Source organism: Microbispora sp. NPDC046933, from assembly GCF_040644635.1.
Lineage (GTDB): Bacteria > Actinomycetota > Actinomycetes > Streptosporangiales > Streptosporangiaceae > Microbispora.
The window spans coordinates 71,675-84,671 of sequence record NZ_JBEYWW010000028.1; the positions used below are offsets into that span (position 1 = coordinate 71,675).

A 12,997-nucleotide genomic window follows, 5' to 3' on the forward strand; every position below is an offset into this window, starting at 1 on the left:
CGCGCCGGGATCTTTTCTGTCGTCTGTTCACTGTCGAAATAAGTCTCACTACCGTGTCCTCCCGGCAGGGCACCCTCGGTCCTGCTCAGGTAGGAGGACGTGACTGATGACTGATTCCGATAACGGGTTGTACGTCGGCCGCCGGTCCGTATTGGCCGGTGTCGCGGGCTTGCTGGGAGCGGCGGCGCTGCCCGCGGCCGCCGCGCACGCGGACCCGAAGGAGTTGCCGAACGCGGGCGCGCCGAAGGGGAGGTACCCGTCGAACTGGCCCGAGCTCGCGCCCTACGGCCTGGCGGACACGCGGCCGGACCTGTGGCCGCGTGACGACAACTCCTTCATCCTCCCGCTGGAGCTTCGCCCCCGCGACGAGGAGCTCGGCCGGGTCTGGATGCGCGACACCTACGTCAACTGCTTCGTCGTCAACGGCCGTCCGATCTACGTCGCCACCGGCACCACCCGCGTGCCCGGGCTCGCGGCGGCCGGCCCGTGGAACGACGGCATCTTCGTCTGGACGGCGCCGTCCCTGCACGGGCCGTGGAGGCTGGCCGACACGACCGGCATCCGGCCGGACGCCGAGAAGGGCAAGGTGTGGTCGCCCGAGTTCGTCGGCGAGAACCGGCCCGGGCGCACGGTCGTCGCTCCGTGGCAGGAGTACTGGTACGACGACCAGTTCGGCAAGCGCGGCAACGCGTGGGCGCCGGAGGTGCACTACTTCCGCGGCAAGTGGTACATCGTCGCGTGCATGGGCGACCACTCCCAGAAGGTCGGCTCGTTCATGCTCGTGAGCGAGGGCGGGGTGGAGGGCCCGTACCGGCTCGTCCAGGGCAACTACGACAAGCCCTTCGGTGACTCCTTCATCGGCGGGCCCGCCTTCATCAAGCCCGGCGCCTACCACCACATCGACGGCGGCCTCTACAGCGAGGGCGACGACGCCTGGCTCGTGCTGCACAACAACCTGTACGCGAAGTTCCGGGATGACATGGAGGACATCATCCCGACGACGAACCTGCCGAAGTTCCAGCAGACGCCCTACGCGCCCGAGCCGTATCTCGAAGGCGCGTACGTGTTCAAGTACGGCGGCAAGTACTACCTCATCCACGCCGCGTGGGACCGCTCGTCGGTCAACGCCGACGGCAGCACGCGCTACGCCTACGACACGGCCGCCGCCGGCCGCGTGCAGTACCAGTACGACGCGATCATCGCCGTCGCGGACAGGTTCGAGGGGCCCTACTCCAAGCGGTGGACCCTGGGCGTCGGCGCGGGCCACAACAACATCTTCGTGGATCGCAGCGGCCAGCTGTGGGCCACGTTCTTCCGCAACCCCAACTTCGGCTACTGGGCCGACCCGTCGCGCGTCGGCGACGCCGCCGTGCCCGGTGTCGTACGGCTGGAGTGGACCGGCCCCGAGGGCAACCGCCTGTACGTCGCGCGCCGGAACCCGGGGCACAGCGAGGACTGACAGAGATGATGCGGACGAGCGCCGGCGGCCTGAGCGGGCACCGACCGCTGCTGCCCGGTCAGCCGGCGCTCTCCGCTCGTGGGCCGCGATCAGTTCGGCGGCGGGGCCGGGTCCGCTCGAACATGGATATGGTCGTTTTCGTCTGGAAAGATGACTAATTCCCGTGAATATCACGTTACCGTGAAATGACGCAGTAGCTCGACAACAAGGACAAACCCCCCATGAGACGATGGGCTGCCCTGGCAGTCGCCGTACTGATCGCGTCCGCATCCGTCGCCGCGGGCCCCGCCGCCGCGCAGGGAGGTCCGCCCGACCCGGTGGACGCGCTCAAGCGGCAGTTCCGCGAGGAGCACGGAGTCCGTACGTCGGAGACCGCCCGCGTTTTCTTCGGCGCGAAGTCCGGGAGCGCGTTCCGGATCAGCGGCGAGGTGCAGTTCGGCCCTTCGGGTCCGGTGGCGGTCGACCTGACCTGGCGGGACGTTCCCGATCCGGGGACCGGTGCGGGCCGGGCGCCGTCCGAGAGACCGGCCTCCTACCGGGTGATCCGCGTGGGCGAGGACGTGTACTACGACGTCGCCCAGTATCCGGGGCCGGTTCCCGACGGCAAGAAGTGGATCCGGAGGAACCACGCGGCGGGCATGACGCGTTACCTCGCCCCGGCCGCCAGCCTGCAGCCCGTCGACGTGTACGACCCGTCGATCCTGAAGGCCGTGCTGAAGCGGTCCACGACCACGCCCGTCTCCGGAGGTCTCCTCTACCGGGGCACCATGAGTCACAAGGAGATGGGCAGGGTCTCGAAGGGCCGCTACGTCGACCCGTACTCGGGACTGTCCGCCAAGAAGAGCAAGGGGAAGGTCTCCTGGCGGCTCTGGACCGGCCACGACGGTCTGGTGACGCGCCTGGTCACCACCGACACGCTGGGAGCGGGGAAGGCGTCGGTGTTCGCGCGGACCGACACCCGCTACACCGGCTGGGGATGCCGTCTCGTCATCACCGCCCCGCCCGCCGACGAGGTCATCGAGCAGGACGACCTGACGCGGTACGCCCCCGACCCCGCCCCGACCCGGTAGTCCCCGGCCGCTCGCCGCCGGAAGGGGCGGCCGGGTGCGAGCCGCATACGGGTCGCACCCGGCCTGACGGCACCGGGGATGTCCTGTGGGTGCCGCTACTCGGGGGCTGCTACTCGGCGAAGTCCGCGGCGTGGTCGCGGACCCAGGTGGCGAAGGTGCGGGGAGCGCGGCCGGTGACCTGTTCGACGGTGCCGGTCAGGGGCACGGGGCGGCCGTCGTTGGCCTGCCAGTAGCCGAGCAGGGCGTCCGCGTAGGGGCCGGGGATGTAGCCGGCCATCTCCTGTTTCCATTCCTCGGGGGTGACGTGGCTGACGGTGATCGGCCGGCCGGTGATCTCGGCGAGTAGCTCGATCTGTTCGCTGAACGTGAGGCTTTCCGGGCCGGTCAGGTGGAGGCGCCCGCCCTGGTGGCGTGGGTCGGTGAGCACGGTGAAGGCCACTTCGGCGAGGTCCCGTTCGTGGAGGGGGTCGGTGTGGGAGCCCGGGTAGGGCAGGCTCACCGGACGCCCGGCCTTGATGGGCCAGGCCCAGGCGCCCGCGTTGCCGGCGAAGGAACCGGGCCGCAGGATCGTGGTGGTGAGCGGTGCGGCGAGCAGCGCGGTCTCGACGTCGAGATGGGACGCGGCCAGCGGGTTGCCGGCCGCGTCGGGGTCCAGCACGCTCGCGGAGGACAGCAGGACGACGTGCTCGACCCCGGCCGTGACGGCAGCGTCGACGAACTCGCCGATGTGCGAAGCCTCTGCGTACAGGAAGACCTCGGTGACGCCGGACAGAGCGGCCGGGAAGGTGGCAGGGTCGCTGAGGTCGCAGGTGACGGCTGTGACGCCGTCGGGGACCCGCAGCTGCCCAGGGTTGCCGGAGGCGACGCGTACGGGGCGATCGGCCCGAAGCAGCAGGGCCAGCAGGTGGGTGGCGACCGCGCCGCGGCCTCCGGTGATGAGAATCATGGAAATACTCCGGTGATCGGTACGGATACGGATGCCTTCCGGGGACGTGGAAGGCTCAGCGGGCCTGCGCCGCCCGCCTGGGTGGAGCGCACATCGCCGAGGGCGACCGCGAACACGGCGCCGAAGCGGCAGCCCATGCCCAGACCGGCAGCGAACAGCGGTGATCAGCGACACCGGCTGGTGCTCAGCCGCGACGGCGAAGAGCGGCACCCCGATCGAGACCACAGCGCGTCCGTGGGAGGCGATGCGTGGTCACCGTGGTGCTGAGCAGGTCGAGCGCATCGGCGGCGACCACGAAGATCGGCCAGGCGCGTGGGGACAAGGTTGTGGACATGGCGAGGCACACTCTCCGCTGAGAGATCCAGACAGCCTGCACCGAGGCTGTCGTGCCGGCCGGATGTCCCGACACGCTCGTGAACGAGCGCCGCACCTTACGATCGGGAAAGTACCACGAACCTCACCTGGCCCGCGCGGCCTCACCAGCCGCTCCCTTCGGGGAGCGGAGGAGTCACCGAGCGTTCATCTCGCCGACCACGTCCCCATCATTTCTGCCGCCCTGATGTTCTTCTCGAAGCGCTGGACTTCCGGCTTGGTCATTTCGGTCGGAACCGGACGATTCTCCGAATGCTTCCGGCCGTCCAGTGAGTCGTAAGGATCGGTATGGACAACCCCCAGGGCAGCGGTCGGATCACTCGCGCGAGGCTCGGGCTCCGCCTGGCCACCGCGCTGGCCGTCGCGGTGCCGCTGTCGATCGGCGGAACGGCCGCGGCGGACACGGAGCCCACAGCAACGGCGGCGGGCGCGCCGGCGGCCGCGACCACGGCGGAGTGGACCACGCCGCAGTGGGCCACGGCGGAGTGGACCACGCCGCAGTGGGCCACGGCGGAGTGGACCACCCGAGTGGTCGCGCCCGGCGTGGAGGTGCGCACCGGCACCCTCAGGAACCCCGCCGCCGCCCCGAGCTGGACCGTCACCGTGCAGGCCCCCGTCACCGCGCGGTTCACCGGTGCCGCGGCCTGGGCCGCGGTGGGGACGGAGTCATGGGCCGAGGAGACCGCGGGCAGGTTGCGCGCGGCCGGGTTCGAGCCGACGATGAGCCGGATCCCCTGGCCCGGCTACGCCGACGTCCCCTCCGGCCTCATGGGCGTACGGGTCAGGGTCGGCTCCTACCCGAGCCAGGATGCGGCGAAGAGCGTGGCCTCGCGGGTCACCGCGGCGGGGTTCCGCGCCGTCGTGGAGTGGAGCGGCTACGACGCCGACCAGCCGGCCGACGTGGAGAACGTCCACGTCGCGGTCATCGACCCGCGCACCTTCCGCGGCTCGGTCGAAGCGACCCATGACGCCGACGTCACCGATCGGGAGACGACGTCCTCGGTGGCCGCCAGGCACGGTTCGCTGGTCGGCGTCAACGGCGGCTTCTTCATCACCTCCGACGCCGACGGCGTGCAGGGCACTCCGGCCGGCATCAGCGCCCACGACGGCGAGCTCGCCTCGATGGCGGCCGGTGCGCGCGCGGCGCTGATCCTCGCGGACGGCGGGCGGCGCAGCCGGATCGCCGACCTGACCACCACCGTCACCGCACGCGCCGGCCGTTCCACCGCCGCCGTCCGCGGCGTCAACCGCACGCCGGGCCTCGTGCGCAACTGTGGCCAGCCCGGCGCGACCCCCACCGAGGAGCCGCGTCAGGACGTCACCTGCACGAAGACCGACGATCTGGTCAAGTTCACGGCCGAATACGTCCACGCGCTTCCCACCGGCCCCGGCGTCCAGGTGGTGCTGGACGCCAAGGACCGCGTGGTGTCCGTCGGGGGCCGGGGCGGCACCGTGCCACCCGCCCACACCGTGCTCCAGGGCATCGGCCCGGCGGCCGACTGGCTCACCGCCAACGCCGTGGTGGGCGGGAAGATCGCCGTGACGGAGGTCATCCGCGACACCGACGGCCGGCAGGTCAAGCTCGGCCGCGGCGACAGCATCGTCAGCGCCGCCCCGACCCTCGTGGAGGACGGACGCGTCCACATCGACGCCGCCGCCGAAGGCGTCGTCGACCCGGCGGACCTGTCCTTCGGCTACGCCTGGGCCAACAACCGCCAGCCTCGCACGATGGCCGGAATCGACCAGCGGGGACGGCTGCTGCTGGTCACCGTGGACGGCCGTCTCAGCGGCGGCAGCGAGGGCTTCACGCTCGCCGAGGGCGCGGCCTTCATGCGCTCACTCGGAGCGGTGCAGGCCCTGAACCTGGACGGCGGCGGCTCCTCCGCCATGGCCGTCGACGGCGTGCTCGTCAACCGCCCCTCGGACGCCGCGGGCGAACGCGCGGTCGGCGACACCATCCAGGTGCTGCCGCGCACTCGCTGACGCCGCGACGCCGGCCCCTCTCCCCATGGGGGAGAGGGGCCATCCGTATTTCTGGGCCGTATTTCTGGGCCGGCCGCCGCGGCGGGTGGCGGTTGTCCCTCTTGTATGCGTGAAACGGCAGGTCAAAGGCGTGCGGCGACCTGCCGGAGTGGCGTAACTCCGCCGTTATCCACATATTCCTACCTGAAGAATAGGCTTACGCCTCATGGAGTTGGCGGACGCGAGACGGCGCCGGGCGGACAGGGCCCGACAGGTCGCCGACCTGCTGCGGCGGGAGGTCGTGCACGGCGGTTTCTGCGGTGGTCACCTGCCGCTGGAGTCCGCCCTCGCGCGGGAGTTCGGGACCTCCCGCAACACGATCAGGGACGCCCTGGACCTGCTGCGTGACGAGGGCCTCATCGAGCGGTGCCCGGGAGTCGGCACGACGGTCGCGGCGGAGAAGTACCCGCACGGCCTGCACCGGCTGCTCGGCCTCGCCGAGACCCTCAGCGAGCACGGCGAGGTGACGAACGAGGTCCGCGCGATGGGGCTGATCCCGCCTCCGGCCGCCGTCCGGGGGCGGCTCGGCCTGCCGCCGGGCGAGTCCGTCGTCTACGTGGAGCGGCTGCGCAGGCTCAACGGCCTGCCGCTCTCCCTCGACCTGACCTACCTCGTACGCGAGGTGGGGGAGCCGCTCTTCGACGCCGATCTCGTGCACAACGACGTGTTCGTGCTGCTGGAACGGGTCGCCGGGCAGCCGCTCGGCGTGGCGGAGCTGACGATCGAGGCCGTGAACGCCGACGCCCACACCGCCGCCGTCCTCGACGCGCCGCGCGGCGCGGCGCTGCTGATGGTCGAGCGCCTCACCCACCTGTCCGACGGCCGCCCGGTCGACCTGGAGTTCGTCAGGTTCCGCGGCGACCGCCTCACCATGCGTGGCCATCTCTGGAGGAACACCGATGACCCTGGTCAATAGCCGTGCCGACGTGCCCGTGACGATCGACGAGTCGCTGTGCATCGAGGGCTGCACGCTGTGCGTGGACGTGTGCCCGCTCGACTCGCTGGCCATCCACGAGGTCAGCGGCAAGGCGTACATGCACGTGGACGAGTGCTGGTACTGCGGCCCCTGCGCCGACCGGTGCCCCGCGGACGCGGTCACGGTGAACATCCCCTACCTGCTCCGATAGAAGGACACCCCCATGCGTAAGCTCTTCGCCGCCGTGGCGCTGCTGGCCGCGGCCGGGTGCTCCGTGTCCGCCGGCGCCGACGACGGCAGGCAGACGGTCGTCGTCGGATACCAGTCGAAGACCATCAACACGGTGACGGCCGGGACGCTGCTGCGCGGCCTCGGCTACCTCGAAAAGCGCCTCGGCGACAGGTATCGGGTCGAGTGGCAGGACTACGACACCGGCGCCCCGATCACCGCCAAGATGGTGGCCGGGAAGATCGACATCGGGTCGATGGGCGACTACCCGCTCCTCATCAACGCCTCCCGCACCCAGGGCGTGCCCTCCGCGCGGACCGAGCTCGTCTCGGTGACCGGCTACAACCTGCGCGGCGGGCTGAACTCGGTCGTCGTGCCCCCGTCCTCGGACGTGCGGACGCTGGCCGGCCTGAAGGGGAAGAAGGTCTCCGCCAGCTCGGGGTCGGCCGGGCACGGCACGCTCGTCCAGGCCCTGGAGCGGGCCGGGCTCGACCCGGCGACGGACGTGGAGGTCGTGAACCAGCAGCCGCCGGTGGGCGCGTCGGCGCTGCAGTCGGGCAACGTGCAGGGATACGCCCAGTTCGTGGCCTGGCCGGGACTGCTCGTCTTCAGGAACCAGGCCCGGCTCGTCTACGACGGGTCGGCGCTCGGCGTGCCGACGTTCCACGGCGTCGTCGTACGGCAGGCGTACGCGAAGGAGCACCCCGACGTGCTCCAGGCGTTCCTCCAGGCGCAGATCGACGCGACGACCTACCTCCACGAGCATCCCGTGGAGGCCGCCGAGGCGGTCGCGAAGGCCACCGGCCTGCCGCCCGAGGTGGTCTACCTCTACAACGGCCGCGACGGCATCGCGTCGTTCGACGTGACCGTGAAGCCGCAACTGCTGGAGGCACTGCAGCACGACGAGAAGTACCTGAAGATCATCGGCACCGACTTCACCGACGTCGACGTGACGAGGTTCGCGAACGACTCCTACATCAGGAAGGCGTACGGCGCCTCCTACGACGCCGGCGCCGCGAGCACCGTCAACGCGGCGAGGATCACCGGGACCGACGAGGCCTGCGGGACGACCGTGAGCGACCCGGCGAAGGCGGGCGAGCTCTGGCTCGCCGGGGAGGACCGGCTCCGCCCCGCCGCCACCCCCACCTGCCTGCTGCGCCAGATCGCCGCCGCCACCTCGGGCGGCCGGACCGTGCGGGCGGCCTACGTGCCCGACGCGGCCACCGGGACGCACTGGTTCGCGGACCGGTGCGTGTGGGTGCGCGACCCCGCGGCGGGAGAGAACGAGCGGTTCGCGCCCTTCACCACCCCTGACGGCGCGCAGGCGTACGTGAAGGAGCACCCCCGGGCGCGGATCGTCGGCTACGACGAGGCGCTGAAGGCCGCGGCGGGGGAGCTCAAGGCGGCGGCGGGGGAGCTGAAGGCGGCGGCGGGGGAGCTGAAGGCGGCGGCGGGAGGTGCGTCGCGATGAGCACCCCGGCGCTGGACGCGGCGGACGCGCTCGCCGCGGGCGCTGCGGCCTCCGAGCGGGTCGCGGCGGAACCGGGCCGGACGCGAACGGCGGCCGGCCTACGCAGGTGGGCGGTCAGGCTGGGGTCCCTGGCGGTCGTCGTCGCGCTGTGGCAGTGGCTGACGGCCGCGGACGCCCGCGTCGGGCTGCGGTTCGACCGGCTGCCGTCGCCCGCCGAGGTCGCGACGGAGTTCGGCCGGCAGCTCGGCACCCGGATCTACTACCTCGACCTGGCCCAGAGCATGATCCGCATCCTCACCGGGTTCGCGCTGGCGGCCGTGGCCGGCATCGCCCTGGGCGTCCTGGTCGCGCGGTCCCGGTGGGCCGGCGACGTGCTGCTGCCGCCCGTCGAGGTCGTCCGGCCGATCCCGGCGATCGCCCTCGTCCCGATCGCGATCCTGGTGTTCCCCACCGACGAGCAGGGCATCGTGTTCATCACGTTCGCCGCGGCGTTCTTCCCGATCATGGTGAGCACGCGCCACGCCGTACGGGCGCTGCCGACGCTGTGGGAGGACGCGGTCCGCACGATGGGCGGCGGGCGCGCGCACGTGCTGTGGAACGTCGTCCTCCCGGGCACGCTGCCGGGCGTCTTCGGCGGGCTGTCCGTCGGCATGGGCGTCGCGTGGATCTGCGTGATCTCCGCCGAGATGATCTCCGGGGAGTTCGGCGTCGGCTACCGCACCTGGCACGCCTACACGGTGGTCGACTACCCGGCGGTGCTCGTCGGCATGGCGTCGATCGGCGTGCTCGGCTGGGTCGCCTCGGCCTCGATCGAACTGCTCGGCCGGCGCCTCACCCGATGGCTGCCCGGTGTTGACGAGGGTGTCGAAGGGAGCGCCCGATGAGCGCCCCGGTCGCGCCTGCCCTGGAGACAGGGCTCGCCACCCGCCTGGAGGGCGTGTCCCTGGGTTACGGGCGGCACGCCGTGCTGGAGGACCTGCGCCTCGACATCGCCCCCGGCGAGGTCCTGGTGATCGTCGGCCCGTCCGGATCGGGCAAGTCCACGGTCCTGCGGGCGATCGCGGGACTGCTGGCGCCGCGCTCCGGCCGGGTCCTGGCCGGGGGCGTCCCGGTGACCGGGCCGTCGCCCGACCGCGCGATGGTCTTCCAGGACGACGCGCTGCTGCCGTGGCGCACCGTACGGCGCAACGTCGAGCTGCCGCTGCGCATCCGCGGCGTGCCGAGGCGGGAGCGCAGGACGGCCGCCGAGAGCTGGATCGCCCGCGTCGGCCTCTCCGGCTGTGAGGACCGGCTGCCCCGGGAGCTGTCCGGCGGCATGCGGCAGCGTGTGCAGCTCGCCAGGTCGCTGGCGGGCGCGCCGCGCGCCGTGCTCATGGACGAGCCCTTCGGCGCGCTGGACGCGCAGACCCGGGCCGGGATGCAGCGCCTGCTGCTGGACGTGCTCCGCGACACCCTCGCCACGGTCGTCTTCGTCACCCACGACGTGGACGAGGCGCTGCTGCTCGCCGACCGGGTCGTCGTGCTCGGCCACGGCGGCATCGGACGCGTCCTGCGCGTGCCGGACCCGCGCACCCCCGACATCGACCGCGCCGGGCTGCGCGCCCGCATCATCAAGGAGCTGTGATGGACATCCCCGCCCCGGCGGACCGTTCGCATCTGGAATGCCAGGTCCTGGTGGTCGGCGGCGGCACCGCCGGGACCATGGCCGCGATCACCGCCGCCGAGCGCGGCGCCGACGTGATCCTGCTGGAGAAGGCGCACGTACGGCACAGCGGCGCGCTGGCGATGGGCATGGACGGCGTGAACAACGCGGTCATCCCAGGCAAGGCCACGCCCGAGGACTACGTCGCCGAGATCACCAGGGCCAACGACGGAGTGGTCAACCAGCGCACGGTCTACCAGACGGCCACGCGCGGCTACGACATGGTCCGGCGGCTGGAGCGCTACGGGGTGAAGTTCGAGAAGAACGAGCACGGCGAGTACGCCGTGCGCCGGGTCCACCGGTCGGGCAGCTACGTGCTGCCCATGCCGGAGGGCAAGGACGTCAAGAAGGTGCTCTACCGCGTGCTGCGCCGCCGCGACATCCGCGAGAAGGTCCGCATCGAGAACCGGGTGATGCCGGTCCGCGTGCTGACCAGCGAGGGCCGGGCCGTCGGCGTCGCCGGGTTCGACACCCGCTCGGGGCGGTTCGTCACGGTCGCCGCCGGGGCCGTGATCCTCGCCACCGGCGCGTGCGGGCGGCTCGGCCTGCCCGCCAGCGGCTACCTGTACGGCACGTACGAGAACCCGACCAACGCCGGGGACGGGTACGCGATGGCCTACCACGCGGGCGCGGAGCTCAGTGGCATCGAGTGCTTCCAGATCAACCCGCTGATCAAGGACTACAACGGCCCGGCCTGCGCGTACGTCGCCAACCCGTTCGGCGGCTACCAGGTCAACGCCGAGGGGGAGCGGTTCGTCGACTGCGACTACTGGTCGGGCCAGATGATGGCCGAGGTGGCCGGGGAGATCGCGTCGGCCCGTGGCCCGATCTACCTCAAGGTCAGCCACCTGCCGGACGAGACGCTCACCGCGCTCGAGAACATCCTGCACACCACCGAGCGCCCCACCCGGGGCACCTTCCACGCGGGACGCGGGCACGACTACCGCACCCACGACGTCGAGATGCACATCTCCGAGATCGGCCTGTGCGGCGGCCACTCGGCGTCGGGCGTCTGGGTGGACGAGAACGGCGCCACCACGGTCCCCGGCCTGTACGCCGCGGGCGACCTGGCCTGCGTGCCGCACAACTACATGATCGGGGCGTTCGTCTTCGGCGACCTCGCCGGCGCCCATGCCGCCGAGCACCACCGCGCGCCGCACGGCCTGCCGGAGGACCAGATCGCCGACGCGCACGAGCTGATCTACCGCCCGCTGCGCCACCCCGACGGCCCGCCGCAGCAACAGGTCGAATACAAGCTGCGGCGGTTCGTCAACGACTACGTCGCCCCGCCGAAGACCGCCAGGAAGCTGAACATCGCGCTGGAGACGTTCGAGCGGATGCGCGACGAGATCGCGGCCATGGGCGCGCGGACCCCGCACGAGCTGATGCGCTGCGCCGAGGTGACGTTCATCAGGGACTGCGCCGAGATGGCCGCCAGGTCCTCGCTGATCCGCACCGAGAGCAGGTGGGGCCTCTACCACGACCGCGCCGACCTGCCCCGCCGGGACGACGACGAGTGGCTCTACCACCTCAACCTGCGCAAGAACACCGCCGGGGCGATGGAGTTCGTCAAGCGCCCGGTCGAGCCCTACCTCGTGCCCGTCGAGGGCTTCGCCCCCCGCCCGGCCGAGCCCGTCGTGCTCGGCGCGTACGGCACGACGGGCCCCGCGCGGCGCAGGGCGGGCGGGCGGCTCGCGGTGGAGGCGATCGGGCGCTCGCCCCGCATCCTCGAACTCCTGCGGCTCGCCGACGGCGAGCCCGCGCTGGACCAGATCACCCCCTACCTGGCGGAGGCCGACCCCAAGGTCCGCAGGGCGGCCGTCGCGACGCTGACCGAGACCGCGCCCCGCGGCGTGGAGACCGCGCTGGCCGGGGCACTCGCCGACCCGCACGGCACCGTGCGGCGCGCCGCCGCCACCGGCCTGCGGGAGCTCGTCGAGGTGCTGCCCGCGACCGCCGAGTTCGGCGCGTCGCTCCGCGCCGTCGCGGGCTACGCGGGAGCTGGCCACAGCGCAGTGGGCCACGAAGGAGCCGGCCACAGCGCAGTGGGCCACGGGGGAGCGGGTCAAGGCGAGCTGGCGGCCGGGGGCGCTGGTGACCCGCTCGTCCGCGCGGCCGTCCTGGACGTGCTGCGGGCGCTGCGCCTCGGGGACGCCGCGTTGTTCGAGACGGCGCTCGCCGACGCCGACACCCGGGTGCGGATCGAGGCGGTCAGAGGGCTGGTCGCGCTCGACGACGCGGAGCGGGTGGCGCTCGCCGCCGGCGACGAGGACCGCGAGGTACGCGTCTGGGCCGCCAGAGGGCTCGGCGTCATCGGCCTGCCGGGAGGCGCCCCCGCCGTCGCGCGGCTCGCCGCCGACCCCGACCCGCTCGTCCGGGCGGCGGCGCTGGAGGCGTTCGCCGGGCTCGGTCAGGCGGTCCACCGGGAGCCGGGTCTCGCGGAGACGGCCGTACGGGCCCTGGCGGATCCGGCCTGGCAGGTGCGGGTGGGCGCGGCCCGGGGGCTTGCCGCCGCAGGCCCGGCCCTGGCGGTGGAACCGCTGGTGGCGGCGCTGGCCGACCCGCACCTCGACGTGCGCAAGGCCGCGGTCCTCACGCTGTCCGGGTGGGCGGCGCGGCCGGAGGTCGCCGCGGCCCTGCGCGGCGCTCTCCGCGACTCCGACGCCGACGTCCGGGCGTACGCGCGCAGGGCGCTGGACGCGGCGCGGGAAGAGGCGGCCGAAGGCCTGAGCACGGTCCCGGCGGGAGCCCGGGCATGAGCGAGCGGAGCGAGCGAATCGGTGGACAGCGAATCGGTGGACAGCGAATCAG

General features: G+C 72.4%; 10 protein-coding genes. 9 read left to right on the forward strand and 1 reads right to left on the reverse strand.

Annotated elements, in window-relative coordinates; translation table 11 throughout:
* The first annotated feature begins 106 nt into the window (after positions 1 to 106).
* Both ABZ857_RS31485 and ABZ857_RS31490 read left to right on the forward strand, forming a co-directional pair.
* Complete coding sequence (locus tag ABZ857_RS31485; protein WP_357050085.1) at positions 107 to 1,459, forward strand: family 43 glycosylhydrolase; 1,353 nt, start codon at positions 107 to 109, stop codon at positions 1,457 to 1,459.
* 221 nt (positions 1,460 to 1,680) lie between these two features.
* On the forward strand, positions 1,681 to 2,529 hold the full coding sequence (locus tag ABZ857_RS31490) for a hypothetical protein (protein WP_357050088.1): 849 nt from the start codon (positions 1,681 to 1,683) through the stop codon (positions 2,527 to 2,529).
* Positions 2,530 to 2,638: 109 nt separating this feature from the next.
* Here ABZ857_RS31490 and ABZ857_RS31495 read toward each other — a convergent pair whose 3' ends face one another.
* Positions 2,639 to 3,475, reverse strand: coding sequence for an NAD(P)H-binding protein (locus ABZ857_RS31495; RefSeq protein WP_357050091.1), 837 nt, complete (start codon positions 3,473 to 3,475; stop codon positions 2,639 to 2,641).
* A 660-nt stretch (positions 3,476 to 4,135) separates the two neighbouring features.
* Here ABZ857_RS31495 and ABZ857_RS31500 point away from each other — a divergent pair.
* From ABZ857_RS31500 to ABZ857_RS31530, 7 genes are all read left to right on the forward strand, one after another.
* Positions 4,136 to 5,830, forward strand: a complete 1,695-nt coding sequence (locus ABZ857_RS31500) for a phosphodiester glycosidase family protein (RefSeq protein ID WP_357050094.1) — start codon at positions 4,136 to 4,138, stop codon at positions 5,828 to 5,830.
* A 205-nt stretch (positions 5,831 to 6,035) separates the two neighbouring features.
* The gene (locus tag ABZ857_RS31505) at positions 6,036 to 6,785 is read left to right on the forward strand and encodes a GntR family transcriptional regulator (protein WP_357050096.1); all 750 of its coding nucleotides are present in this window, start codon (positions 6,036 to 6,038) and stop codon (positions 6,783 to 6,785) included.
* Complete coding sequence (locus ABZ857_RS31510; RefSeq protein WP_030510254.1) at positions 6,769 to 6,996, forward strand: ferredoxin family protein; 228 nt, start codon at positions 6,769 to 6,771, stop codon at positions 6,994 to 6,996. Before ABZ857_RS31505 ends, ABZ857_RS31510 begins: the two co-directional genes overlap by 17 nt.
* A 12-nt stretch (positions 6,997 to 7,008) precedes the next feature.
* Positions 7,009 to 8,484, forward strand: a complete 1,476-nt coding sequence (locus tag ABZ857_RS31515; RefSeq protein WP_357050101.1) for an ABC transporter substrate-binding protein — start codon at positions 7,009 to 7,011, stop codon at positions 8,482 to 8,484.
* Positions 8,481 to 9,368, forward strand: a complete 888-nt coding sequence (locus tag ABZ857_RS31520; RefSeq protein ID WP_357050104.1) for an ABC transporter permease — start codon at positions 8,481 to 8,483, stop codon at positions 9,366 to 9,368. Before ABZ857_RS31515 ends, ABZ857_RS31520 begins: the two co-directional genes overlap by 4 nt.
* Positions 9,365 to 10,108: an ABC transporter ATP-binding protein gene (locus ABZ857_RS31525; RefSeq protein ID WP_357050107.1), complete on the forward strand. Its 744-nt coding sequence runs from the start codon at positions 9,365 to 9,367 to the stop codon at positions 10,106 to 10,108. The genes ABZ857_RS31520 and ABZ857_RS31525 overlap by 4 nt, the downstream gene beginning before the upstream one ends.
* A complete protein-coding gene (locus ABZ857_RS31530) occupies positions 10,108 to 12,945 on the forward strand; it encodes a fumarate reductase/succinate dehydrogenase flavoprotein subunit (RefSeq protein WP_357050110.1) in 2,838 nt (945 codons plus the stop codon). Before ABZ857_RS31525 ends, ABZ857_RS31530 begins: the two co-directional genes overlap by 1 nt.
* Positions 12,946 to 12,997: the final 52 nt, after the last annotated feature.

Excerpts from the sequence above, each read along its gene's own strand:
- ABZ857_RS31525 (WP_357050107.1), top strand. The coding sequence starts at position 9,365 with ATGAGCGCCCCGGTCGCGCCTGCCCTGGAGACAGGGCTCGCCACCCGC.
- ABZ857_RS31505 (WP_357050096.1), top strand. The coding sequence starts at position 6,036 with ATGGAGTTGGCGGACGCGAGACGGCGCCGGGCGGACAGGGCCCGACAG.
- ABZ857_RS31485 (WP_357050085.1), top strand. The coding sequence starts at position 107 with ATGACTGATTCCGATAACGGGTTGTACGTCGGCCGCCGGTCCGTATTG.
- ABZ857_RS31490 (WP_357050088.1), top strand. The coding sequence starts at position 1,681 with ATGAGACGATGGGCTGCCCTGGCAGTCGCCGTACTGATCGCGTCCGCA.
- ABZ857_RS31510 (WP_030510254.1), top strand. The coding sequence starts at position 6,769 with ATGACCCTGGTCAATAGCCGTGCCGACGTGCCCGTGACGATCGACGAG.
- ABZ857_RS31495 (WP_357050091.1), bottom strand. The coding sequence starts at position 3,475 with ATGATTCTCATCACCGGAGGCCGCGGCGCGGTCGCCACCCACCTGCTG.
- ABZ857_RS31530 (WP_357050110.1), top strand. The coding sequence starts at position 10,108 with ATGGACATCCCCGCCCCGGCGGACCGTTCGCATCTGGAATGCCAGGTC.
- ABZ857_RS31520 (WP_357050104.1), top strand. The coding sequence starts at position 8,481 with ATGAGCACCCCGGCGCTGGACGCGGCGGACGCGCTCGCCGCGGGCGCT.
- ABZ857_RS31515 (WP_357050101.1), top strand. The coding sequence starts at position 7,009 with ATGCGTAAGCTCTTCGCCGCCGTGGCGCTGCTGGCCGCGGCCGGGTGC.
- ABZ857_RS31500 (WP_357050094.1), top strand. The coding sequence starts at position 4,136 with ATGGACAACCCCCAGGGCAGCGGTCGGATCACTCGCGCGAGGCTCGGG.